Origin of the sequence: Kluyvera genomosp. 3 (genome assembly GCF_011765685.1) — a bacterium.
Lineage (GTDB): Bacteria > Pseudomonadota > Gammaproteobacteria > Enterobacterales > Enterobacteriaceae > Kluyvera > Kluyvera georgiana_A.
In genome coordinates this window covers 182426-206869 of record NZ_CP050321.1, presented here as the reverse complement: position 1 = coordinate 206869, position 24444 = coordinate 182426, and the positions used below count along the sequence as shown (strand labels likewise).

Genomic DNA, 24444 nt, shown 5'->3' with positions numbered 1-24444 from the left:
GATAGCGGGTCGCCCTTGTATCTGTTTGAGAGCCTGAATCAGCTGATTCAAAATTACCTGCCGGAAGACCAGATTAAACGTCTTCGGCAGGCCTATCTCGTTGCACGTGACGCTCACGAGGGGCAAACACGTTCAAGCGGTGAACCCTATATCACGCACCCGGTAGCGGTAGCCTGCATTCTGGCCGAGATGAAGCTCGACTATGAAACGCTGATGGCCGCCCTGCTGCACGACGTGATTGAAGATACCCCTGCCACCTACCAGGACATGGAGCAGCTGTTTGGCAAAAGCGTTGCTGAACTGGTAGAGGGGGTCTCTAAACTTGATAAACTCAAGTTCCGCGATAAGAAAGAGGCGCAGGCCGAAAACTTTCGCAAAATGATTATGGCGATGGTGCAGGATATCCGCGTCATCCTCATCAAACTTGCCGACCGTACCCATAACATGCGCACGCTGGGCTCATTACGCCCGGACAAACGTCGCCGCATCGCCCGTGAAACCCTCGAAATTTACAGCCCGCTGGCACACCGTTTAGGTATCCATCACATCAAGACCGAGCTCGAAGAGCTGGGCTTTGAAGCGCTGTATCCCAACCGTTATCGCGTCATTAAAGAGGTGGTGAAAGCCGCGCGCGGTAACCGTAAAGAGATGATTCAGAAGATCCTTTCTGAAATTGAAGGGCGTTTGCAGGAAGCGGGAATTCCGTGTCGCGTTAGCGGTCGCGAGAAGCATCTGTACTCTATCTACTGCAAAATGGTGCTGAAAGAGCAGCGTTTTCACTCGATCATGGATATCTACGCCTTCCGCGTTATCGTCCACGATCTGGATACCTGCTATCGCGTACTGGGCCAGATGCACAGCCTGTACAAGCCGCGCCCAGGTCGCGTAAAAGACTACATCGCGATTCCAAAGGCCAACGGATATCAGTCCCTGCACACCTCGATGATTGGGCCACACGGTGTCCCGGTCGAAGTCCAGATCCGTACCGAAGACATGGATCAAATGGCAGAAATGGGTGTTGCCGCGCACTGGGCTTATAAAGAGCACGGTGGCGAAAGCAGTACTACCGCACAAATTCGCGCCCAGCGCTGGATGCAAAGCCTGCTGGAACTGCAGCAGAGCGCCGGTAGCTCGTTTGAATTTATCGAGAGCGTTAAATCCGATCTCTTCCCGGATGAGATTTACGTTTTCACCCCGGAAGGCCGCATTGTCGAACTGCCCGCTGGCGCGACGCCGGTGGACTTCGCCTACGCCGTACATACCGATATCGGTCATGCCTGCGTGGGCGCGCGCGTCGACCGGCAGCCTTACCCGCTGTCGCAACCGCTCTCCAGCGGCCAGACGGTCGAAATCATCACCGCGCCGGGCGCACGTCCGAATGCGGCATGGCTCAACTTTGTCGTCAGCTCGAAAGCGCGCGCCAAAATTCGCCAGATGCTGAAAAACCTCAAGCGCGACGACTCCGTCAGCCTGGGTCGCCGTCTGCTGAACCACGCGCTGGGCGGTAGCCGCAAGCTCGCGGAAATCCCGCCGGATCATGTTCAGCGTGAACTTGACCGTATGCGTCTTGCCACTCTTGACGATCTGCTGGCCGAAATTGGCCTTGGCAACGCCATGAGCGTAGTGGTGGCGAAAAACCTCCAGCAGGGTGAAGCAATCCCTTCTGCACCGGGTGCCTCCGGGCATACCCATCTGCCGATTAAAGGCGCAGACGGCGTACTGATCACCTTCGCGAAATGCTGTCGTCCGATCCCTGGCGACCCGATCATCGCCCACGTCAGCCCGGGTAAAGGGCTGGTTATTCACCATGAATCCTGTCGCAACATTCGCGGCTATCAGAAAGAACCTGAGAAATTCATGGCGGTTGAGTGGGACAAAGAGACGGCGCAGGAATTTATCACCGAGATTAAGGTTGATATGTTCAACCATCAGGGGGCGCTGGCCAACCTGACGGCAGCCATCAATACCGCGACGTCCAACATTCAAAGCCTGAATACGGAAGAGAAAGACGGCCGCGTATACAGCGCCTTTATCCGCCTGACTGCCCGCGACCGCGTGCATCTGGCGAATATCATGCGCAAAATCCGCGTGATGCCGGACGTCATCAAAGTCACCCGTAACCGAAACTAGCTTGTTACACAAAATCATTCGAATTGCATCAAGGAGGCAAGCGAATGAGTCCCCAGGAGCGTACAACAGTACGTGACTGGGGTGAATGAGTGCGGCCAACGCCGAGGCAATTTGAAGGATGAAGTGTAAATGAACTTACAGCGTTATGCGCGTATCCGTGAGATGCTCGCCAGGCGTCAGCCTGACCTGACGGTCTGCATGGAGGAGGTCCACAAACCTCATAATGTCTCGGCGATCGTTCGCACCGCCGATGCTGTAGGCGTTCACGAAGTTCACGCCGTTTGGCCGGGTAACCGCATGCGCACGATGGCCTCGGCAGCAGCGGGCAGCAACAGTTGGGTGCAGGTAAAGACCCATCGCACCATTGGCGATGCGGTGGGGCATTTGAAAAGCCAGGGCATGCAGATTCTGGCGACACATCTGTCCGATAAAGCGGTCGACTTCCGTGAAATCGATTATACCCGCCCGACCTGTATTCTGATGGGTCAGGAAAAAACCGGTATCACCCAGGAAGCATTAGCCCTCGCAGATCGGGACATCATCATCCCGATGATCGGCATGGTGCAGTCGCTCAACGTCTCCGTCGCTTCAGCCTTGATTCTCTACGAAGCGCAGCGCCAGCGGCAGAACGCCGGCATGTACCGCCGGGAAAACAGTATGCTACCGGACGAAGAACAGCAGCGCCTGTTGTTTGAAGGCGGCTACCCGGTGCTGGCAAACGTCGCTAAACGCAAAGGACTCCCTTATCCCCACGTCAACGAGCAAGGCGAAATTGAAGCCGATGCCACGTGGTGGTCCACTATGCAGGCCTCGGAGTAACTGTTATGCAAAGCCGTCTGCTGGATGCCGTTCCGCTCAACACGTTGACCGGCGTTGGCGCCGCGCAGAGCAGCCGGCTGGCAAAAATTGGTCTGCACACGATTCAGGATCTGCTCCTGCACCTGCCGCTGCGCTACGAAGACCGCACCCAACTTTATCCTATCGGTGAACTGCTTCCCGGCATCTACGTGACCGTGGAAGGCGAAGTCCTGAACTGCAATATCACCTTCGGCGGCCGCCGGATGATGACCTGCCAGATTAGCGACGGCACCGGCATCCTGACCATGCGCTTTTTCAACTTCAACGCGGCGATGAAAAACAGCCTCGCCACCGGGCGGCGGGTGCTAGCCTATGGTGAAGCCAAACGCGGCAAGTACGGCGCGGAGATGATCCACCCGGAATACCGCGTACAGGGTGACCTCAGCACACCGGATTTGCAGGAGACCTTAACGCCGGTCTACCCCACGACCGAAGGCATCAAACAGGCGACGCTGCGTAAACTCACCGACCAGGCGCTGGATCTGCTGGATACCTGCGCCATCAGCGAACTGCTGCCGCCGGAACTGGCACAGGGCATGATGAGCCTGCCGGAAGCGCTGCGTACGCTGCATCGCCCACCGCCGACGCTCCAGCTTGCTGATTTAGAAACCGGTAAACACCCGGCGCAGCAACGCCTAATCCTCGAAGAGCTACTGGCGCACAACCTGAGTATGCTGGCCTTGCGCGCGGGCGCGCAGCGTTTCCACGCTCAGCCGCTCAGCGCCAACGATGCGCTGAAAGATAAGCTGCTGGCGGCGCTGCCGTTTAAGCCTACCGGGGCACAGGCGCGCGTCACCGCGGAAATTGAACACGACATGGCGCTGGATGTGCCGATGATGCGCCTGGTACAGGGCGACGTCGGCTCCGGGAAAACGCTGGTTGCCGCACTGGCCGCGCTACGCGCCATCGCCCACGGCAAGCAGGTAGCGCTGATGGCGCCGACCGAACTGCTCGCCGAACAGCACGCCAACAACTTCCGCAGCTGGTTTGCGCCGCTGGGCGTTGAAGTGGGCTGGCTGGCGGGTAAACAGAAAGGTAAAGCGCGTCAGGCACAGCAGGAGGCCATTGCCAGCGGTCAGGTGCAGATGATTGTCGGCACCCACGCCATCTTCCAGGAACAGGTGCAGTTTAACGGACTGGCGTTGGTGATCATCGATGAACAGCACCGCTTTGGCGTCCATCAGCGTCTGGCGTTGTGGGAAAAAGGCCAACAGCAGGGCTTCCACCCACATCAGCTGATCATGACCGCGACCCCAATTCCCCGCACTCTGGCGATGACCGCCTATGCCGATCTGGATACCTCGGTGATTGACGAACTGCCGCCGGGACGCACGCCGGTCACCACCGTCGCGATCCCCGATACTCGCCGCCACGATATTATCGACCGCGTACGCAACGCCTGCACCACCGAAGGCCGTCAGGCCTACTGGGTGTGCACGCTGATTGAAGAGTCTGACCTGCTGGAGGCCCAGGCGGCGGAAGCCACCTGCGAAGAGCTGAAGCTGGCGCTGCCGGAGTTGAATATCGGCCTCGTCCACGGGCGAATGAAACCCGCCGAGAAGCAGGCCGTCATGCAGGCGTTCAAACAGGGCGAATTGCATTTGCTGATTGCCACCACGGTGATTGAAGTCGGCGTCGATGTGCCCAATGCCAGCCTGATGATTATCGAAAATCCGGAGCGTCTGGGGCTGGCGCAGTTGCACCAGCTCAGAGGCCGCGTAGGCCGTGGCGCGGTGGCCTCCCACTGCGTGCTGCTGTACAAAGCGCCGCTGTCAAAAACCGCGCAGATGCGCCTGCAGGTACTGCGCGACAGCAACGACGGCTTCGTGATTGCTCAGAAAGATCTCGAGATTCGCGGCCCCGGCGAACTGCTCGGCACCCGTCAGACTGGCAACGCCGAATTTAAAGTTGCCGACCTGCTGCGCGATCAGGCCATGATCCCCGAAGTTCAGCGCCTGGCGCGGCATATTCATGACCGTTATCCGCAGCAGGCCAATGCGCTGATTGAGCGCTGGATGCCGGAAACCGAACGTTATTCCAACGCGTAGCCATACCCACAGCCCGAAAAGGGCTGTGCTAAACTTCGCACAATTTTACTTCCCTGGACGAGTTTGTAATGAGACGAGAACTGGCAATCGAATTTTCGCGCGTCACCGAAGCGGCGGCGCTGGCAGGCTACAAATGGCTGGGCCGTGGCGACAAGAACACCGCCGACGGCGCAGCGGTCAATGCCATGCGTATTATGCTCAACAAGGTCAACATTGACGGCACCATCGTCATTGGCGAAGGCGAAATCGATGAAGCGCCAATGCTCTACATCGGCGAGTCCGTCGGCACCGGCAACGGCGACGCGGTGGATATCGCCGTCGATCCGATTGAAGGCACCCGCATGACGGCGATGGGCCAGGCCAACGCCCTGGCAGTGCTGGCCGTTGGCGATAAAGGCTGCTTCCTCAACGCCCCTGACATGTACATGGAAAAGCTGATTGTCGGCCCTGGCGCAAAAGGCGCCATCGATCTGAACAAACCGCTGGAAGAAAACCTGCGCAACGTCGCCCGTGCGCTGGACAAGCCGCTTTCCGAGTTAACCGTTACCATTCTTGCCAAGCCGCGTCACGACCAGGTGATTGTCGAGCTGCAAAAGCTGGGTGTGCGCGTATTCGCGATTCCCGACGGCGACGTTGCCGCCTCTATCCTGACCTGCATGCCGGATAGCGAAGTCGACGTGATGTACGGCATCGGCGGCGCGCCGGAAGGGGTGGTCTCCGCAGCGGTGATTCGCGCGCTGGATGGCGATATGCATGGCCGCCTGTTGGCCCGTCATCACGTGAAGGGCGATAGCGAAGAGAACCGTCGTATCGGTGAAAATGAGCTGGAACGCTGCAAGGCGATGGGCATTGAAGCGGGTGTCGTGCTGACGCTCGACAACATGGCGCGCAGCGATAACGTTATCTTCTCCGCCACCGGCATCACCAAGGGCGATCTGCTCGACGGCATTACCCGCAAGGGCAATATCGCCACCACCGAGACGCTGCTGATCCGCGGTAAATCGCGCACCATTCGCCGCATTCAGTCGATTCACTATCTCGATCGCAAAGACGCTGAAATCCAGCGTCACATTCTTTAAATCATTTGATCAATCGAGCTTTCCAGCCCTTTCGGGCTGGAAATCTTTTCTCGTCGCGGTGAAGATAAGATAACGCGAATGAGAGGAGATACGCCATGGCAGACTGGGTTACAGGCAAAGTCGTTAAAGTGCAGAACTGGACTGACGCACTGTTTAGCCTTACCGTCCACGCGCCGGTTCATCCGTTTACCGCCGGGCAGTTCGCCAAGCTGGGGCTGGATATCGACGGCGAGCGAGTACAGCGCGCCTACTCTTACGTTAACGCCCCCAGCAATCCTGACCTCGAGTTCTATCTGGTCACCGTTCCGGAGGGCAAACTCAGCCCACGGCTCGCGGCCCTAAAACCGGGTGATGAAGTGCAAATCGTCAGCGAGGCAGCCGGCTTCTTTGTGCTGGATGAAATCCCCGACTGCGAAACCCTGTGGATGGTGGCAACCGGCACGGCGATTGGTCCGTACCTGTCGATTCTGGAAGAAGGCAAAGACCTCGATCGCTTTAAAAATCTGGTGCTGGTGCATGCCGCGCGTTACGCCGCCGATTTAAGCTATCTGCCGCAAATGCAATCATTAGCCGCGCGTTATAACGGCAAACTGCGTATTCAGACCGTTGTCAGCCGGGAAAACGTGCCGGGGATGCTGAATGGGCGCATTCCGCCACTGATTGAAGGCGGCGCGCTGGAAGCCTCGGTAGGGTTACCGCTCAACGCGGAAACCAGCCATATCATGCTGTGTGGCAACCCGCAGATGGTGCGCGATACCCAACAGTTGCTGAAAGAGACCCGGCAGATGACCAAACACCTGCGCCGTCGTCCGGGCCACATGACCGCCGAACACTACTGGTGATCGGCGCGATACTTCACGGCCTGGGTATCTTTACCGTATTTATTTTCGCCCTGGGTGCCGACAAACGCGCCCAGATCGATCAGCATCATGACGATAATCAGCGTCGGAACAAAGCGCCCAACGCCCCACTGCCATACGCCGGGTAGCATGGACCAGTTGCCCGCCAGCAGCATCCACGCCAGCACCATCAGCAGCGCCCAGAGGCCTGATTTCCCCCGGTCATGCAGACGTTTTATGGTCACTGCCGCCGTTGGCCATAGCAGACACACCAACATAAACGCCGCGGTTTGTAAGTCGACGAGCCCGCCGCCCGCAAGGCTGAACAGCGCGACCATCGTCACGGCCCAGATGGCAATCCAGATCCAGAAGTCACGGCGTCCAATACGCCCTTTAATGGAAAATAACCATTGCTGTAGAGTCATGTACTCTTTCCTTTGTCGTTGTGCCGCGTAGTTTACCCTGAAGTGGGCACATTTTGACAACCGGGGCCGTTCCCGTTTTAATCGTCATCTGAAAAGAGGAGGACGATTGGTATGAAACAATGGATAACGCTCTGTCTGGCAGGGCTCATCTCGCTGAGTTTTAGTCAGACCGTACTGTCAGCGGAAACGCCTGCAGCCGTTGCCCCATACCTGCTCACTGGCGCCCCAGCGTTTGATCTCTCCATCAGCCAGTTTAGGGAAAAGTTCAATACTGAAAATCCCAGCCTGCCGCTCGGCGAGTTCCGCTCGATTACCTCCAGCCGCGATCAGCTCACCATTACCCGTGCCGCCAGCAAGATAAACGAAAACCTTTACGCCTCGACGGCGCTGGAGCGCGGCACGCTGAAGATTAAGTCGATTCAAATTACCTGGCTGCCGATTCAAGGGCCGGAGCAGAAAGCGGCAAAAGCCAAGGCGCAGGAGTACATGAGCGCCCTGATGCGTGCGGTGATTCCCACGCTGACCAAACCGCAAAGCCAGCAGAAATTACAAAAGCTGCTGACACAAGGAAAAGGCAAACATTACTTCGCCAGTACCGAAGGCGCGGTGCGCTATGTTGTCGCAGATAACGGCGAAAAAGGGCTGACCTTCGCCGTTGAACCGATTAAGCTGGCGCTATCTGAAAATCTTGAAGGGGAGAATAAATGATAAAAAGCAAAGCCTTCATGCCTTTCAATCTCTATACTGTTTCACAGACCATGCTGCCCTGACGGGTGGCCATATTCCTTAATTCGCTGACAAGCGTGGAGAATCGAAATGCGACATCCTTTAGTGATGGGTAACTGGAAACTGAACGGCAGCCGCCACATGGTAAACGAGCTGATTGCTAACCTGCGTAAAGAGCTGGCTGGCGTGGCAGGCTGCGGCGTGGCTATCGCTCCGCCGGAAATGTATATCGATATGGCTAAACACGCCGCGGCGGGCAGCCACATCAACCTGGGCGCGCAGAACGTTGACCTGAACCTGTCTGGCGCATTCACCGGTGAAACCTCCGCTGAAATGCTGAAAGATGTTGGCGCAACCTACATCATCATCGGCCACTCCGAGCGTCGTACCTACCACAAAGAATCTGACGAGCTGATCGCCAAAAAATTCGCCGTGCTGAAAGAGCAGGGTCTGATTCCGGTTCTGTGCATCGGTGAAACCGAAGCAGAAAACGAAGCGGGCAAAACTGAAGAAGTGTGTGCACGTCAGATCGACGCCGTTCTGAAAACTCAGGGCGCGGCAGCCTTCGAAGGCGCGGTTATCGCTTACGAACCAGTATGGGCGATCGGTACCGGCAAATCTGCAACTCCAGCGCAGGCTCAGGCGGTTCACAAGTTCATCCGTGACCACATTGCTAAAGCTGACGCGAAAATCGCTGAACAGGTTATCATCCAGTACGGCGGTTCCGTAAACGCAGGCAACGCAGCAGAGCTGTTCACCCAGCCGGACATCGACGGCGCGCTGGTTGGCGGCGCATCCCTGAAAGCTGACGCTTTCGCGGTAATCGTTAAAGCAGCAGAAGCAGCTAAAAACGCGTAAGACATTGAACCTGGCCATCGTGCCAGGTTTTCGCCGAATGACGGCGTACGTGTGATAACCGGCCCTATGGCCGGTTTGTTGTTTTAGAGACAACTCATAATTTCCCCAGCACCTGATACCACGCATAGTCCAACGGCAACAGCAGCAGATAGCTCACCGCCGCCAGCGCCAGACACAGCAGCATCCCCGCGCGCGCAGGCACCTTTCCTAACGCCATCGCCACCACGATCGGTGAGGCCTGATAGGGCAGCAGCGGCGTGGAATAGCCCAGCACCTGGATCATAATCACGCTCAGCAGTGGGAAACCAGTTGCATCCGAGAAGCTCTGGGCAAAGGTGGTGTACAGCGCCGGAACGCCGTTGGCGGTCATAATGAAGTTCAACGCGCTGGTAATGCCGGTTAAGGCGAGGAAGCTGGTAAACGGCGCATCTTCATTCAGCGGCATGATGTGCAACAGCGCGTTGCCCACCACCGCGCCTATGCCCGTCTGAGTGACGGTAATCGCCAGCCCGAGAATTCCGGCAACGTAGATACAGGTGCGAATATTCACCCCGCTGGCAAACTCTTCACCGGTAATAAACCCAACGCGCGGCAGCAGCGTGACGACCGCGGCGACCAGCCCCGTCCAGGCCGGCCCTATACCGTGCCAGCTCTCGGTCACCCACAGCGTGAGCACTACCGCCAGCAGCCACGCCAGGCGCTTCTCATCACTGCTCATCGGCGGCAATGGCTCAAGTTCGCGCGGCGGATGCGGTTTGCCAGGGAACAGCCAGCAGATAAGCACAATCAGCGCTGCGCCCTTCAGCCAACCCAGCACCGGTGTGTGCAGCAGCAGATACGGGACATAATTCAGATGAATGCCGTAAGCCCCTTCCGCTGCTCCGCTCATCACCAGATTGGGCACGTTGGCGGGCAAAATGGTGGCGGAAAGCTGGAAGGTGCCAAAACCCACCGCCAGTGCCAGCCCGTACCATCCGCGGGTGCCGTCCTCAATGCCCGCGCGTTTCGCCATTGCCGCCACAATCGGCATCAGCAGCGCAATACGCCCCATGTTCGAGGGCATCACGAACGCCAGTGCATAGCTCAGTAGCACCACGCTGGCGACCATCAACGGCCAGGAGTCCGTCAGCCTTGCCGACAGCGCTCGCGCGGCACGATCGGCCAGCCCCGTCTTGCGAATAGCAACCCCGAGCACAAAACCGCTGAATACCAGCCAGAACGCCGAGGAGGCAAAACCACCGAAAATAACATCCGGCGGCGCGATTTTCGCCGTCATCGCCGCCGCAAAGAACAGCAGCGCGGTAATGAACTCCGGTAGCAACGAGGTGGCCCATAGCAGGATAGTGACGCCAACAATGAGTGAGGGAAGGAACAGAGGATGAGAAAACCAGAGCGACATACCTGTCTCCTGTCGTTTTTTTCAGCAAGAATACGACGACAGGCCAGACAGGTAAACGCCAGATTAGGTAGGGTTATTGCAGAATCTCGCAGCGATGATCCTGAATTTCCTCGGCAGAAGCTCGGTTCAGCGTCAGCAGGTTTCGCTCGGTCGCCAGCAGCAACAGCGAGTCATCACTTTGCTTCACCAGCGCCAGCGCAAAGCGCCCCATATGCTCGCGCGCTTCCGGCACTTCTTCCGCCAGCATCAGGAACGGGCTACGCTGCGCCAGCTCATTTTCAGTGACGCGACGCGCCAGATATTCATGTCCCATCAACCCACCAGGCAGCGGTAGCCAGCGGCTGCTAATCGCCGCAAGATCGCCATCCAGTTGCGCGCGTACATCTTTGCGCAGGCAGGAAATATGGATGTGGAAGTGGTTCTGTGTCCGCCCGGTACGGGAGTTGATGGTCAGGGAGATGGCGCTATCCGGCACCTCTGAACCCCGTTTGTCGCTCATGATCATGCGACGCTGCCACGCCTGCCAGAAGAAGTTTGGCGTCAGTGGGTCTAATAACAGCGGGCTTTCAGTCCCATTGATACGGTAGGTTGGCATCAGCAAGTATTGCAATGGGCCGTTGCGGTCCTTAAACAGCACATAGCCGCCTTTCGGGTTCACGTCTGCGCACGGCGCAGGGGTCCGATGCTGCAATTGGTTCGGCACACACTGCTGTAACACAATCTGACGCAGCGCATTCGAGTTGCCGGAATGCAGCCAGTACCAACCGCCAGCACCTGCTGCTATCACCATCACCAGCAGCGCGATCAGCAGGTATTTTAACCTTTTCATGTTGTCTCCCCAGAAAAAACCAGGGGGAAGAGTAGCGTACTTTGATGACTAAAAGAAAACGCCCGACAAATTTGCCGGGCGTCAGAGGGAGATTAACGCTTACTAATCTGGTCGAACGTACCACCGTTAGAGAAGTGTTCTTTCTGGGCTTTTGTCCAGCCGCCGAACTCATCATCAATGGTGAACAGCTTCAGTTTCGGGAACGCATTTTCATACTTCTTCGCTACATCCGGGTCACGCGGGCGATAGAAGTTCTTCGCCGCGATTTCCTGGCCTTCCGGCGAGTAGAGGTACTTCAGGTAGGCTTCCGCTACCGCGGTGGTGCCTTTTTTCTCAGCCACTTTGTCAACCACGGAGACGGTCGGCTCGGCGAGAATAGATTCGCTCGGGGTGACGATTTCAAACTTGTCTTTCCCCAGTTCGTTCGCCGCCAGCAGCGCTTCGTTTTCCCACGCAATCAGCACATCGCCGATACCGCGTTCTACGAAGGTGTTAGTGGAGCCACGAGCGCCGGAGTCCAGAACTTCGACGTTTTTATACAGCGCTTTCACGAAATCTTGCGCTTTGGCCTGATCGTTGTTGTTGTGGTGCAGCGCGTAGCCCCAGGCTGCCAGGTAGTTCCAGCGTGCGCCGCCGGAGCTTTTCGGGTTCGGGGTAATGACGGAAACGCCCGGTTTCACGAGATCGTTCCAGTCTTTAATCTGTTTCGGGTTGCCTTTGCGGACCAGGAACACGATGGTGGAAGTGTACGGCGCGGAGTTATCCGGCAGGCGTTTAATCCAGTTTTTGTCGATGCGGCCACGCTCGGCAATCGCATCAACGTCATAGGCCAGCGCCAGGGTCACGACGTCAGCTTCAATACCGTTGATCACGGAAGTGGCCTGTTTGCCAGAGCCGCCGTGAGACTGACGAATCACCACGTTATCACCGGTCTCTTTTTTCCAGTGCGCGCTGAACGCCTTGTTGTATTGTTCGTACAGTTCACGCGTCGGATCGTAAGACACGTTCAGTAATTGGATATCCTTAGCCAGTACGCTGGTGGAAGCCAGCAAAAGAGTTAACCCTACGCCCCACTTGTTCATCGCCCGCTCTCTTATCTGTTGTGTTGTAATGAGGCTAGCCTGCCAGAAATCGAAACGATGATTAAAGAATAAAAAAAGATTGATTATGCCGTTTTGAAATATACGAAAACGGACAATGCGCTGATGCGCGAATTCACTCAGCAGGGAAAATCAGCGGGGAGGGAAAACTTCCCCAGGCGATAATGATTGCCCGGGGAGAGGTGGAATCAGACTTCTTCCATGCGGCCCAGCAGCGCCTGCAGACGATCCTGCCAGCCGCTCTGCTGTTCTTTCAGCTGGTTGTTTTCACGCTCCAGCTCTTCACGGCTCTGCTGTGCAGACTGTACATCCTGCGCCAGCGTGTTGTTCTTTTCTTTCAGCTCTTCGATTTCCATCTGCAACAGCGTGATGGTATCAATCGCCTGCTGAACTTTCGCTTCCAGTTTCTCAAACACTTCTAATGACATCGTCATACCTCTCCTGATCTTGCAAGGCGTTGATATCGTCCCGGAACCCCGGTGACGCCTTAACGTAAATAAGCGCACGGCTTGTGGTCGATTGTATGAAGCCCCGCCGCCCCTGTCCAGCGCCAGAGCCTGTAGATTGCGGTTCTCCGCAATTTTCGGCATAGACCTGGAGCGTTAGCGTCAATATGCAATAAATTGTTAACGCTTTAGCATGCGGAATGTTTCTCTCCTCACATTTTTTGCGGCGAAATCGTTCGCTTTTTGGCGCGAAAACGCTCATTTCTTGACGAGCCACACACATTTTGATTTCGATATTTCTCGTTTACGCTCGTTAACGATAAATTAACACTATACCTACAAGGTAACATGAGCGTCGCGAATGCTCATGAACACAATAATCATCAATTAGTCTTCAGGATTCCGATTATGAGCCAGTCATCAACGTTAAAAGGCCAGTGCATCGCAGAGTTTCTCGGTACCGGGTTGTTGATATTTTTCGGCGTGGGGTGTGTTGCGGCGCTGAAAGTCGCGGGTGCGAGCTTCGGCCAGTGGGAAATCAGCATCATCTGGGGTCTGGGGGTGGCGATGGCCATCTATCTGACCGCCGGGGTTTCCGGCGCGCACCTTAACCCTGCAGTCACCATCGCGCTGTGGCTGTTTGCCTGCTTTGATGGCCGTAAGGTCATCCCGTTCATCGTTGCGCAGTTTGCCGGGGCGTTCTGCGCCGCCGCGCTGGTCTACGGACTTTACTACAACCTGTTCATCGACTTCGAACACACGCACAATATGGTGCGCGGCAGCGTCGAAAGTCTTGAACTGGCGGGTATTTTCTCAACTTATCCTAACCCGCATATCAATTTTGTGCAGGCATTCGCGGTAGAAATGGTGATTACCGCTATCCTGATGGGCGTGATTCTGGCGCTGACCGACGATGGTAACGGCATTCCGCGCGGGCCGCTGGCGCCGTTGCTGATTGGCCTGCTGATCGCCGTTATCGGCGCCTCAATGGGCCCGCTGACCGGGTTTGCGATGAACCCGGCGCGTGATATCGGCCCGAAAGCCTTCGCCTGGCTGGCAGGCTGGGGCGACGTGGCCTTCACCGGCGGCAAAGATATCCCGTATTTCCTGGTGCCGCTGTGCGCGCCAATCGTCGGTGCAGCACTGGGTGCGTTCAGCTACCGCAAGCTGATCGGTCGCCATCTGCCCTGCGACACCTGCGAGGTTGAAGAGCCGAAAGCGGTCTCCAGCCAAAATCAACACAATGCTTCGCTGTAATCTGACTACGGAACGTTCATTATGACTGACAAAAAATACATCGTTGCGCTCGACCAGGGCACTACCAGCTCCCGCGCCGTCGTTATGGATCATGACGCCAACATCATCAGCGTGTCGCAGCGTGAGTTTGAACAAATTTATCCGAAGCCAGGCTGGGTAGAGCACGACCCAATGGAAATTTGGGCGACCCAAAGCTCCACGCTGGTAGAAGTGCTGGCGAAGGCCGACATTAACTCCGATCAGATTGCCGCTATCGGTATCACCAACCAGCGCGAAACCACCGTGGTGTGGGAGCGTGAAACCGGTAAACCGATTTATAACGCCATCGTCTGGCAGTGTCGTCGTACGGCGGATATCTGCGAGCAGCTCAAGCGCGACGGGATGGAAGAGTACGTGCGCAAAGCCACCGGTCTGGTGGTCGACCCGTACTTCTCCGGCACCAAGGTGAAGTGGATCCTCGACCACGTGGAAGGCTCCCGCGAGCGTGCGAAGCGCGGCGAACTGCTGTTCGGTACCGTCGACACCTGGCTTATCTGGAAAATGACCCAGGGTCGCGTGCACGTCACCGACTACACCAACGCCTCGCGCACCATGCTGTTCAACATCAACACCCTGGAATGGGATGACAAGATGCTGGATGCGCTGGATATCCCGCGCGCCATGCTGCCGGAAGTGCGTAAGTCTTCCGAAGTCTACGGCCAGACCAACATTGGCGGCAAAGGCGGCACCCGTATTCCTATCGCCGGTATCGCCGGCGACCAGCAGGCGGCGCTGTTCGGCCAACTGTGCGTGAAGGAAGGGATGGCGAAAAACACCTACGGTACCGGCTGCTTTATGCTGATGAACACCGGGGAAAAAGCGGTGGCTTCGAGCCACGGGCTGCTGACCACCATCGCCTGCGGCCCGCGCGGCGAGGTGAACTACGCGCTGGAAGGCGCGGTGTTTATGGCAGGCGCGTCCATTCAGTGGCTGCGTGACGAAATGAAGCTGATTAGCGACGCGTTCGACTCAGAATACTTCGCCACCAAAGTGAAAGACACCAACGGCGTGTACGTGGTGCCCGCCTTTACCGGCCTGGGCGCGCCGTACTGGGATCCGTATGCACGCGGCGCTATTTTCGGCCTGACGCGCGGTGTGAACTCGAACCACATTATTCGCGCCACCCTGGAATCCATCGCCTACCAGACCCGTGATGTACTGGAAGCGATGCAGGCAGACTCCGGCATTCGTCTGCACGCCCTGCGCGTAGACGGCGGCGCGGTGGCCAACAACTTCCTGATGCAGTTCCAGTCCGACATTCTTGGCACTCGCGTAGAGCGCCCGGAAGTACGCGAAGTGACGGCGCTCGGCGCGGCCTACCTCGCCGGTCTGGCGGTTGGCTTCTGGCAGAACCTGGATGAGCTGCAGGAGAAAGCGGTCATTGAGCGCGAGTTCCGTCCGGGGATTGAAACCACCGAGCGTAACTTCCGCTACAGCGGCTGGAAGAAAGCGGTGAAACGCGCGTTAGCGTGGGAAGAGCACGACGAGTAAGCACCGAGCGGAGACGCCGTTTGTAGGCCTGATAGCGTAGCGCCATCAGGCAAAAAAATGCCGGAGATAAGCTCCGGCATTTTTATTTCAACCAAACATCGGCAGCAGCAGGAACAGCTTAATCACCAGCGCGTTGACGATATCAATAAAGAACGCCCCCACCATCGGTACCACCAGGAACGCCATATGCGATGGCCCGAAACGCTCGGTAATCGCCTGCATGTTGGCAATCGCCGTCGGCGTCGCGCCGAGACCGAAGCCACAGTGACCCGCCGCCAGCACCGCCGCGTCGTAATTTTTCCCCATCAGACGGTAGGTGACGAAAATCGCATACAGCGCCATCGCCACGGTTTGTACAACCAGAATCGCGATCATCGGCAGCGCCAGGTCCGCAAGCTCCCAGAGTTTCAGGCTCATCAACGCCATCGCCAGGAATAACGATAAGCACACGTTACCCAATACCGACACCGCGCGGTCGAATACCCGGTAAAAACCAAGCAGCGCCATACCGTTACTGAGAATAACGCCAACAAACAGCACGCAAACAAACGTTGGCAGCTCCAGTACCGTTCCCGCCAACAGTTGCGCAATCACTTTGCCCACCGTCAGACAGATAGCGATCATGGCGATGGTTTCAATCAGCACCAGCGACGTGATCATGCGCCCAACATCCGGCTTTTCAAACGCGGTAGGCACTTCCTGATCGTCCGGCGTACCGTTCGGCGACGATGAATGCTTCACCAGATAGCGCGCGACCGGCCCGCCAATCAGGCCGCCGAGCACAAGGCCAAAGGTTGCGCAGGCCATGGCAACTTCCGTTGCGTGGGTAAAGCCATAGCGTTCGATAAACAGCTTGCTCCACGCCGCGCCGGTACCGTGGCCGCCCGACAGCGTGATCGACCCGGCCAGCAGCCCCATAATCGGGTCAAGCCCCAGCAGCTTCGCCATCCCAATGCCCAGCGAGTTTTGCAGCAGCAGCAGGCCGACGACAACAATCAGGAACGTGCCCACCACCTTTCCGCCCGCGCGCAGGCTGGCAATATTCGCGTTCAAACCTATGGTCGCGAAGAAGGCCAGCATCAGCGGGTCTTTCAGGCTCATATCAAAGTCGATTTCCCAGCCCAGGCTCTTTTTCAGCACCAGCAGCGCAAGCGCCACCAGCAGGCCGCCCGCAACGGGCTCGGGAATGGTGTATTTCTTGAGAAGGGAAACGCTCTGGACCAGCTTTCGTCCCAGCAGCAATACGAGCGTTGCGGCAACGAGCGTCGATAAGGTATCGAGATGAAACATAATTACAGCTCCTGACTAAACGCATGATCCATTCACACGCGACAATTTTCCGATGTCGAGATCGCCTCTTCGTGAGGCATCGGCCCAAAGTGTAATCATGAAAAGCGCTAAAGTGATAGAAAAAGGTATTATTTGTCAGCATTTTCGTTAACGCACGCGGTTAAACACATGCATTTCACAGGGGTATTTTCCGCAATAATTTGCCGCATACGAAAGCAACCGTTTGCTTTTACCAACCAGTCCGCTAAAATCGCCACTTTTCCACCACGGGATTGCCTCTGAGATGTCCTCTAACACACTCGAACAAGCCAATGCGCAACCGATTGCGCATAAGCAAACCAGCGAATTGATTTACCGCCTGGAAGACCGTCCGCCGCTTCCGCAGACCCTCTTCGCCGCACTCCAGCACCTGCTGGCGATGTTTGTCGCGGTGATCACCCCCGCGCTGCTGATCTGCCAGGCCCTTGGCCTGCCGGCTGAGGATACTCAGCACATTATCAGCATGTCGTTATTCGCTTCCGGTGTGGCATCGATCATTCAGATTAAAGCCTGGGGCCCGGTAGGCTCTGGCCTGCTGTCGATTCAGGGCACCAGCTTTAACTTCGTGGCGCCGCTGATTATGGGCGGCACGGCGTTGAAAACCGGCGGCGCGGACGTGCCGACGATGATGGCGGCGCTGTTTGGCACCCTGATGCTGGCAAGCTGCACCGAGATGGTCTTATCTCGCGTGCTGCACCTGGCGCGCCGCGTGATTACGCCGCTGGTCTCCGGTGTGGTAGTGATGATTATCGGCCTGTCGCTGATTCAGGTCGGCCTGACTTCCATCGGCGGCGGCTACGCGGCCATGGCCGACAATACCTTCGGCGCGCCGAAAAACCTGCTGCTGGCAGGCGTAGTGCTGGCCATTATTATCCTGCTCAACCGTCAGCGTAACCCGTACCTGCGCATTGCGTCGCTGGTGATCGCCATGGCGGCGGGTTACCTGATTGCCTGGTTCCTCGGCATGCTGCCGGAAAACACGGCGCCGACCAACAGCAGCCTGATTATGATCCCCACGCCGCTGTACTACGGCCTCGGTATCGACTGGAACCTGCTGCTGCCGCTGATGCTGGTGTTTATGATCACCTCGCTGGAAACCATCGGCGACATTACCGCCACTTCTGACGTTTCCGAGCAGCCGGTCTCCGGCCCGGTGTATATGAAGCGCCTGAAGGGCGGCGTGCTGGCAAACGGCCTCAACTCCTGCGTTTCCGCGGTGTTCAACACCTTCCCGAACTCCTGCTTTGGCCAGAACAACGGCGTTATTCAGCTGACCGGCGTCGCCAGCCGCTACGTTGGCTTTGTGGTGGCGCTGATGCTGATCGTGCTGGGCCTGTTCCCGGCGGTCAGCGGTTTCGTGCAGCACATTCCGGAACCGGTCCTCGGCGGCGCAACGCTGGTGATGTTCGGCACCATCGCCGCCTCCGGCGTGCGCATCGTTTCCCGCGAGCCGCTGAACCGCCGCGCCATTTTGATTATCGCGCTGTCGCTGGCCGTTGGCCTGGGCGTGTCCCAGCAGCCGCAGATTCTGCAGTTCGCGCCGGACTGGCTGAAAAACCTGCTCTCTTCCGGCATCGCCGCAGGTGGCATCACCGCCATCATTCTGAACCTGGTTTTCCCGCCAGAGAAAGAGTAATTCACTTCGCGGCGGTGGCACCTTAGCCACTGCCGCCGACATCGAATAATACGATTCCTGCCTTGAGGATTGCCCATAAATCATGCATAACAGGTTTATGTGCCCTTCTCAGGACGGAAGATCATGAAATTTCTTGGAAAGCTCATTATCTGGCTGCTGATCGCCCTGCTGCTGGTGATTCTGGCCTTTTACTTTCTACTGCAAACGCGCTGGGGCGCGCGCCACATCAGCCAGTGGCTCAGCGATAACACCAGCTGGCAGGTGAAGTTCGATGCGATGGATCACCGTTTCTCGTCCCCGTCGCATATCCTGCTGCAAAACGTCACCTTTGGCCGCGATGGCAAGCCCGCGACGCTGGTCGCGAAAACGGTGGATATTGGTCTAAGCTCGCGACAAATTACCGATCCGCTGCATGTTGATACCATTCTTTTACAGGACGGAACCCTCAACCTGTCGCCGTCCACCGCGCCGCTGCCGTTTGTCGCTGACCGCCTACAGCTGAGCAATATGGCGCTCAACAGCCCGGAAACCGGCTGGGAACTGAGCGCGCAGCGTGTCTCCGGCGGCGTGATGCCGTGGGCGCCGGAAGCCGGTAACGTGCTGGGCAAAAAAGCGCGAATTCAAATGAGCGCAGGCTCGCTGGCGCTGAACGGCGTACCGGCCACCAACGTGCTGATTGAAGGCGATATCAACAACGATGAAGTCACCCTGACCACCGTCGGCGCGGATATGGCGCGTGGCTCGCTGACGGGCAATGCCCGCCGCAACGCGGACGGCAGTTGGGTGGTTGATAATCTGCGCCTCAACGATATCCGCATGCAAAGCGATAAATCGCTGCTCGACTTCCTTGCCCCGCTGACCACCGTACCGTCGTTGCAGATTGGCCGGCTCGACGTGACCGATGCGCGTTTGCAGGGGCCGGACTGGGCGGTCACCGATCTGGACCTGAACTTGCGCAACCTGACGCTCAGCCAGGGCGGCTGGCAGAGCAGCGACGGGAAATTGTCGCTCAACGCCAGCGAGTTTATCTACGGCTCGCTGCATTTGCTCGACCCGATTCTCAACGCGGAATTCTCGCCGCAGGGCATTGCGCTACGCCAGTTCACCTCGCGCTGGGAAGGCGGGATGGTGCGCAGCTCCGGCAACTGGTTGCGCGACGCTAACGCCCTGGTGCTGGACGACGCGGTCTTCGCCGGGCTGGAGTATACGCTGCCGGAAAACTGGAAAACGCTGTGGATGGAGCAACTGCCGCCATGGCTACAAAGCGTCACGCTGAAGAAATTCGGCGCCAGCCGTAACCTGATTATCGATATCGACCCGGCCTTCCCGTGGCAGATCACCGCGCTGGACGGTTACGGCGCCAACCTGCAACTGGTCAAAAATCGCCAGTGGGGCGTATGGGGTGGCAGCGCCACGCTGAACGGCGCGGCGGCGACCTTTAACCGCGTCGACGTTCGTCGCCCCTCCATGACGCTGAATGCAGACGCTTCTCAGGTCAACATCAGCGAACTGAGCGCCTTTACCGAAAAAGGGATTCTGGAAGCCACCGCTACCGTGTCGCAGCAGCCGCAGCGCCAGACCAACGTCACGCTTAATGGCCGCGGCGTGCCGCTGAACGTGCTTCAGCAGTGGGGCTGGCCGGCATTGCCGATTACTGGCGACGGGAATATTCAGCTTACAGCAAGCGGAAATGTACAAGCAGAGGCACCGCTAAAACCGACGGTGAATGGACAGTTGCATGCGGTGAATATGGAGAAACAGGAAGTGACCCAGCAGATGCTGGGGGGCGAGATAAGGTAGTCGCGCGGGTTTCCCCCCTCACCCCGGCCCTCTCCCCAAAGGGGCGAGGGGGAAAATCCAAAGTGCTCGCTGTATGACCAGCGCCTCCCTGGTAAGGGGAAAACCAAACGCACAACCTGCACTATCGGTCCCCTCTCCCCCGCGGGGAGAGGGTTAGGGTGAGGGGGTATCCTCAATACTAAAGTGTAATCACCAGCTCATTACCCTGCGCCGTCACCACCACGCCGAGCTCGCTCCCCGCCTGCGCCCCGCCCTGCACGCCTGCAATCTGCTGGATATTGCGCAGGCACAGCGTCCAGCCGCTGGCTTTGCCGTTGCCCGTCACGGTAATCACGTTGCCCTGACGTTTTGCGGTCAGCGTATAGATAACGGAGCCGTCCTGCGTCGGCACCTCACAGACTGCCTGACGGCCCTCTTCCAGATGGAACAGCTGGAACGCGGTGCCTTCATGCCAGGCGTAGTTCGGCAGCTGGTTATTGTTGCCCAGAGCCAGCAGGGTGTTGTCGCGCACGTACACCGGCAGGCTCATAAAGTCGTGCTGCTGCTTATGCCAGCGGCTGCCCTGCACCTCGTCGTTGTGCCAGAGATGCGTCCAGCGACCTTCCGGCAGGTAGAACTGCACATCGCCCGCTTCGGTGAACACCGGCGCCACCGCCAGGGAATCGCCAAGCATGTACTGACGGTCGAGGTAGTCGCACGCCGGGTCGTCCGGGAACTCCAGCATCATGGCGCGCAGCATCGGCGTGCCCTGCTCGTTCGCCAGCGCCGCCTGACGGTACAGGTACGGCATCATGCGGCACTTCATTTCGGTGAAGTAACGCACCACGTCGCAGGACTCTTCGTCATACGCCCATGGCACGCGATAGGATTTGCTGCCATGCAGGCGGCTGTGGCTGGAGAACAGGCCAAAGGCGCACCAGCGCTTGTAGACATCCGCCGGCGCGGTGTTTTCGAAGCCGCCGATATCGTGGCTCCAGAAACCAAACCCGGACAGACCAATCGACAGGCCGCCGCGCAGGCTTTCCGCCATCGATTCATAGTTGGCGTAGCAGTCGCCGCCCCAGTGCACCGGGAACTGTTGTGCACCCACGGAGGCGGAACGGGCAAACAGCACCGCTTCTTCCACGCCGACGGTCTCTTTCAGCACGTTCCACACCAGCTCGTTATAGATATAGGCGTAGTGGTTGTGCATTTTCTGCGGGTCGGCATCGTCGAACCAGCGCACGTCGGTCGGGATACGCTCGCCGAAGTCGGTTTTGAAGCAGTCGACGCCCATCTCTACCAGGCCTTTCAGCTTGTCGGCGTACCACTGGCAGGCTTCCGGGTTGGTGAAGTCGTAAATCGCCAACCCCGGCTGCCATTTATCCCACTGCCAGACAGAACCGTCCGGGCGCTTCAGCAGGTAACCTTTCTCTTTCAGCTCTTTGAAAACAGGCGATTTCTGACCGATGTACGGGTTAATCCACACGCAGACCTTCAGCCCTTTGTCTTTCAGGCGCTGGATCATGCCTTTCGGGTCCGGGAAGGTTACCGGGTCCCACTCGAAGTCACACCACTGGAAGGCTTTCATCCAGAAACAGTCGAAGTGGAAGACGTGCAGCGGCAGATTGCGCTCGGCCATACCGTCGATAAAGCTGTTAACGGTCGCTTCGTCGTAGTTGGTGGTAAATGAGGTGGTCAGCCACAGGCCGAAAGACCAGGCCGGCGGCAGCGCCGGACGCCCGGTGAACTGGGTATAGCGGTTCAGCACCTCTTTCGGGGTTGGGCCATCGATAACGAAATATTCCAGATGCTCGCCTTCAACACTGAACTGCACCTTAGAGACTTTCTCCGAGCCAATCTCGAAGGAGACGTTTTGCGGGTGATTGACCAGCACGCCGTAGCCGCGGTTGGTCAGGTAGAACGGAATGTTCTTGTAAGACTGCTCGGTGCTGGTGCCGCCGTCGCGGTTCCAGGTTTCGACATTCTGGCCATTGCGCACCAGCGCGGTAAAGCGCTCGCCCAGGCCGTACACGGTTTCACCCACGCCGAGGTCCAGACGCTCAAACATGTAGTTGCGGTTGTCGTTGCTATCCTGCACGTAGCCATTGTTTTTCAACTGGCTACCGGTAATGCGTACGCCGTTGCGCAGGAAGTCCAGCGACCAGAATTCGCCTTTGGTGACGCGCACGCTCAGGTTGCCGCTTTTCAGCTCGGCAAACTCGGCGGTGTTCTGGATGTGGACTTTCACGTCTTTCAGCACGTTCAGCGGGTAGTGCGGGCCTTTTTCCAGCGCACCCTGGAAGTGCTCAATACGCACGCCGACCACGCCTTCCTGAGGAGAGAAAAAGCGAATAGTGAACATCGGCGTATCCAGCTGCCACGTACGTTCCCGTACATCGCGCGGTGCCACGTACACCACTAGCTCATTCCCATGCTGTTCAACATCAAACACCTGGACAGGATGAATTAAGTTGAGACCCGGTTGGGTCATCCAGTTTCCATCACTGATCTTCATAGCTCGTCCTTTTAATTCTCAAGAGATTGTTTCATAGATACGTTTTCAAAATCCTGCTGAGTGCGGTGCGCGCCGCTCGCCAGTTCGGCCATCATCTTGACCAGGAACGGCGTTTTCAGGGTGTAGAAGCGCTTCGCCACAATGGCGCTCAACAGGTAGCAAATCGCCGGCACGATAGTGAACAGGGCAATAATGATGCTGATGGTGGTGGGGTTCTGCACTTTCGCTGCGGCGTCGTAACCGCCACCGGCCAGCATCCAGCCAATCATCGCGCCGCCCAACGCCAGGCCGAGCTTCAGCACGAACAGCGTGCCCGCGAAGCTAATGCCGGTGAGACGTTTCCCGTTGCGCCATTCGCCGTAATCCACGGTGTCGGACATCATCACCCACTGAATCGGGGTTACCAGCTGGTGCAGCACGCCAATCACGAAGATAAAGGCGAACATCACGACGCTGGCGTTCATCGGCACGAAGAACATCGCCAGGCTCAGCACCGCCAGAATGGCGTTGGTCCACCAGAAGACGCTGACTTTGCATTTCCAGTCGGTCAGTGGTTTAGCCAGCGCCGAGCCAATCAGGTTGCCCACGCAGTAGGTGGTGAGGAAGGCGGTAAACAGCGCCGGAGACCCCATGATCCAGGTGACGTAGTACATCATCGCACCGCCGCGAACGCAGACCGCCATAATGTTGAGAATGGTCAGCAGGCCGACGATGCGCCACTGGTCGTTGTGCCAGATGTCGCGCAGGTCTTCACGCATTGATGTTTGCGTTGGCGGCGCTTCCACGCGCTCTTTGGTGGTAAAGAAACAGAACGCCAGCATCAGGAACGCCACCACCGAGAGCACCGCGATACCGCCCTGGAAGCCCAGCGCTTTGTTGTCGCCGCCAATCAAATTCACCAGCGGCATCATCAGCACGGTAGAGAGCATGCCGCCCGCCGTCGCCAGCACGAAGCGCCAGGATTGCAGCGAGATACGCTGCGTGGGGTTATTGGTGATCACCCCGCCCAGCGCGCAGTAAGGAATATTGACCACCGTGTAGAACAGGGTCAGCAGCGTGTAGGTGATCGCCGCATAAATCAGTTTGCCGTTATGGCTGAAGTCCGGGGTGCTGTAGGCCAGCACGCAGACCACACCGAACGGCAGCGCGCCAAACAGCACCCACGGTCGGAACTTGCCCCAGCGGCTGCGGGTACGGTCCGCCAGCAGCCCCATGCACGGGTCGGAGATGGCGTCCAGCGCGCGCGCCAGAAGGAACATGGTGCCAACAAAACCTGCGGGTATACCGAAGATATCGGTATAGAAGAACATCATGTACAGCATGACGTTATCGAAAATGATATGGCTGGCAGCATCGCCCATGCCATAACCAATCTTCTCTTTGACAGACAATACTTCACTCTTCATCTTTCAAACCCTTTTCGCGCCGAAGCCAAAGTGGTACCGGTTACATGATTTGTAAACCATTAGTCTGATAAGGTGTATTGCGATATCTCGTTATCAAATTACGTTTCTTGATTTATGTGATCTGGATTGGCGAGCAGAGTGTGACTAAGTGTAAATGACGGATTTTTAATACATTTCCACTCATGCCGTGCGAAGGAAGTAAAAAAAGTGCTGAAAAATGTAAGTAAAGATGTGGCAACGGATTGAAAGTGG

At 57.5% G+C, this 24444-nt stretch carries 19 protein-coding genes; 11 read left to right on the top strand and 8 right to left on the bottom strand.

The annotated features are described in order from the left end of the window. The first annotated feature begins 15 nt into the window (after positions 1-15). From spoT to fpr, 5 genes are all read left to right on the top strand, one after another. The gene (gene spoT, locus GY169_RS00990) at positions 16-2130 is read left to right on the top strand and encodes a bifunctional GTP diphosphokinase/guanosine-3',5'-bis pyrophosphate 3'-pyrophosphohydrolase (protein WP_064540943.1); all 2115 of its coding nucleotides are present in this window, start codon (positions 16-18) and stop codon (positions 2128-2130) included. Between the two features lie 129 nt (positions 2131-2259). Beyond that, on the top strand, positions 2260-2949 hold the full coding sequence (gene trmH, locus GY169_RS00985; protein ID WP_167574793.1) for a tRNA (guanosine(18)-2'-O)-methyltransferase TrmH: 690 nt from the start codon (positions 2260-2262) through the stop codon (positions 2947-2949). Between the two features lie 5 nt (positions 2950-2954). Continuing rightward, positions 2955-5036, top strand: coding sequence for an ATP-dependent DNA helicase RecG (gene recG / locus GY169_RS00980; protein WP_167574792.1), 2082 nt, complete (start codon positions 2955-2957; stop codon positions 5034-5036). A gap of 68 nt (positions 5037-5104) precedes the next feature. Beyond that, positions 5105-6115 carry a class II fructose-bisphosphatase gene (glpX, locus tag GY169_RS00975; protein WP_167574791.1) on the top strand — a complete coding sequence of 337 codons (1011 nt, stop codon included), beginning with the start codon at positions 5105-5107 and terminating at the stop codon, positions 6113-6115. Positions 6116-6210: 95 nt separating this feature from the next. Beyond that, positions 6211-6957 carry a ferredoxin--NADP(+) reductase gene (fpr, locus tag GY169_RS00970; RefSeq protein WP_065357233.1) on the top strand — a complete coding sequence of 249 codons (747 nt, stop codon included), beginning with the start codon at positions 6211-6213 and terminating at the stop codon, positions 6955-6957. Here fpr and GY169_RS00965 read toward each other — a convergent pair. Then, a complete protein-coding gene (locus GY169_RS00965) occupies positions 6948-7379 on the bottom strand; it encodes a DUF805 domain-containing protein (protein WP_064540928.1) in 432 nt (143 codons plus the stop codon). The two genes, fpr and GY169_RS00965, sit on opposite strands and share 10 nt — an antisense overlap. Positions 7380-7490: 111 nt before the next feature. Between GY169_RS00965 and GY169_RS00960 the strand changes: the two genes are divergently transcribed. Both GY169_RS00960 and tpiA read left to right on the top strand, forming a co-directional pair. Then, a complete protein-coding gene (locus tag GY169_RS00960; RefSeq protein WP_163446937.1) occupies positions 7491-8087 on the top strand; it encodes a DUF1454 family protein in 597 nt (198 codons plus the stop codon). Positions 8088-8195: 108 nt separating this feature from the next. After that, complete coding sequence (tpiA, locus tag GY169_RS00955; protein ID WP_167574790.1) at positions 8196-8963, top strand: triose-phosphate isomerase; 768 nt, start codon at positions 8196-8198, stop codon at positions 8961-8963. A 94-nt stretch (positions 8964-9057) separates the two neighbouring features. Here tpiA and GY169_RS00950 read toward each other — a convergent pair whose 3' ends face one another. The 4 genes from GY169_RS00950 to zapB all read right to left on the bottom strand — a co-directional run bounded on the left by GY169_RS00950 (position 9058) and on the right by zapB (position 12725). Next, positions 9058-10362: an SLC13 family permease gene (locus GY169_RS00950; protein ID WP_167574789.1), complete on the bottom strand. Its 1305-nt coding sequence runs from the start codon at positions 10360-10362 to the stop codon at positions 9058-9060. A 73-nt stretch (positions 10363-10435) separates the two neighbouring features. Continuing rightward, the gene (locus GY169_RS00945; protein WP_163446933.1) at positions 10436-11191 is read right to left on the bottom strand and encodes a CDP-diacylglycerol diphosphatase; all 756 of its coding nucleotides are present in this window, start codon (positions 11189-11191) and stop codon (positions 10436-10438) included. A 92-nt stretch (positions 11192-11283) separates the two neighbouring features. Further along, positions 11284-12273: a sulfate/thiosulfate ABC transporter substrate-binding protein Sbp gene (gene sbp, locus GY169_RS00940; RefSeq protein WP_064540914.1), complete on the bottom strand. Its 990-nt coding sequence runs from the start codon at positions 12271-12273 to the stop codon at positions 11284-11286. 206 nt (positions 12274-12479) lie between these two features. After that, entirely contained in the window at positions 12480-12725 is a 246-nt protein-coding gene (gene zapB, locus GY169_RS00935; RefSeq protein ID WP_100249963.1) for a septal ring assembly protein ZapB, read from the bottom strand. A gap of 420 nt (positions 12726-13145) precedes the next feature. Between zapB and GY169_RS00930 the strand changes: the two genes are divergently transcribed. Continuing rightward, on the top strand, positions 13146-13994 hold the full coding sequence (locus GY169_RS00930) for an MIP/aquaporin family protein (protein WP_064540911.1): 849 nt from the start codon (positions 13146-13148) through the stop codon (positions 13992-13994). Between the two features lie 21 nt (positions 13995-14015). Beyond that, the gene (gene glpK, locus GY169_RS00925) at positions 14016-15524 is read left to right on the top strand and encodes a glycerol kinase GlpK (RefSeq protein WP_064540909.1); all 1509 of its coding nucleotides are present in this window, start codon (positions 14016-14018) and stop codon (positions 15522-15524) included. Between the two features lie 87 nt (positions 15525-15611). Here glpK and gltS read toward each other — a convergent pair whose 3' ends face one another. Further along, positions 15612-16814: a sodium/glutamate symporter gene (gene gltS, locus GY169_RS00920; RefSeq protein ID WP_167574788.1), complete on the bottom strand. Its 1203-nt coding sequence runs from the start codon at positions 16812-16814 to the stop codon at positions 15612-15614. A 283-nt stretch (positions 16815-17097) separates the two neighbouring features. On the opposite strand from gltS, the gene GY169_RS00915 reads away from it, so the two are divergent. Together GY169_RS00915 and GY169_RS00910 are read left to right on the top strand one after the other, a co-directional pair. Next, complete coding sequence (locus GY169_RS00915; protein ID WP_167574787.1) at positions 17098-18489, top strand: nucleobase:cation symporter-2 family protein; 1392 nt, start codon at positions 17098-17100, stop codon at positions 18487-18489. 123 nt (positions 18490-18612) lie between these two features. Continuing rightward, the gene (locus tag GY169_RS00910; RefSeq protein WP_163446925.1) at positions 18613-20289 is read left to right on the top strand and encodes an AsmA family protein; all 1677 of its coding nucleotides are present in this window, start codon (positions 18613-18615) and stop codon (positions 20287-20289) included. Between the two features lie 178 nt (positions 20290-20467). Here GY169_RS00910 and yicI read toward each other — a convergent pair whose 3' ends face one another. Together yicI and GY169_RS00900 are read right to left on the bottom strand one after the other, a co-directional pair. Then, positions 20468-22786 (bottom strand): alpha-xylosidase, encoded by a 2319-nt coding sequence (gene yicI, locus GY169_RS00905; RefSeq protein ID WP_167574786.1) that lies wholly within the window; start codon positions 22784-22786, stop codon positions 20468-20470. An 11-nt stretch (positions 22787-22797) separates the two neighbouring features. Further along, entirely contained in the window at positions 22798-24192 is a 1395-nt protein-coding gene (locus GY169_RS00900; protein WP_167574785.1) for a glycoside-pentoside-hexuronide family transporter, read from the bottom strand. Positions 24193-24444 lie beyond the last annotated feature (252 nt).